1 protein-coding gene is annotated in these 636 nt (G+C 43.6%); it reads right to left on the bottom strand.

All coding sequences use genetic code 11. The features are described 5' to 3' along the window. Positions 1 to 355: 355 nt before the first annotated feature. Positions 356 to 636 (bottom strand): hypothetical protein (locus HKD31_RS16210; RefSeq protein ID WP_228120975.1); only part of this gene is annotated, 281 nt, incomplete at its 5' end.

Here is a 636-nt window from a genome sequence, read left to right on the forward strand (position 1 = left end):
GTGTGTGCGGCACGAAACGTTTACTCCGAATATACTGCCCTTGAGTATCCTTTCATACTATGGGGCAGTATGACAAGGATATAAGGATGTGCTTGTCATATGATCCGATCAAAAGTCCGTATCGCCGAAATTTTCACCGTAACGTCCATGGGGGGACTGCCTGTGTCTTGGAATCATTCAATAGGTGTAATCAGTGAAATCCAGACAAGCTCTACAACGAGGCTTTGAAGCGCTGATGTCCGCTATTTGACAAATAATCTTGTGGTCCAAACGACCGAGATGTAGGCGGAAGCAGACCCGTGCGTTGATAAACATGCGGTCGCGTTTTGTCTCCTAATTATGGGCTTTTTTCGCATCAATAAGGGACCTTCCCATAATTAAGGGTATCACTAACATGCTGAAATATAAGAATATTGACTAACATAATTAAGGTATTTCGACATTTGTCGAAAACCAGAAGATAATGATAATCCGCAGCTGACTGCCTTTTTTGTCGACGCAAAAACCACTTAATCGCGATAAAAATGGAGGGATCGAAGAACCGTTGATTGATGTGCTTGGCGGGTAATTTCTGGCTTTTGGCGATTTGATTGACGGTTTTTGCGATGGCATCCGGTCTGCGTTTTGAGCAGATTG

The sequence above is a fragment of the Gluconobacter potus genome, assembly GCF_015244705.1.
Lineage (GTDB): Bacteria > Pseudomonadota > Alphaproteobacteria > Acetobacterales > Acetobacteraceae > Gluconobacter > Gluconobacter potus.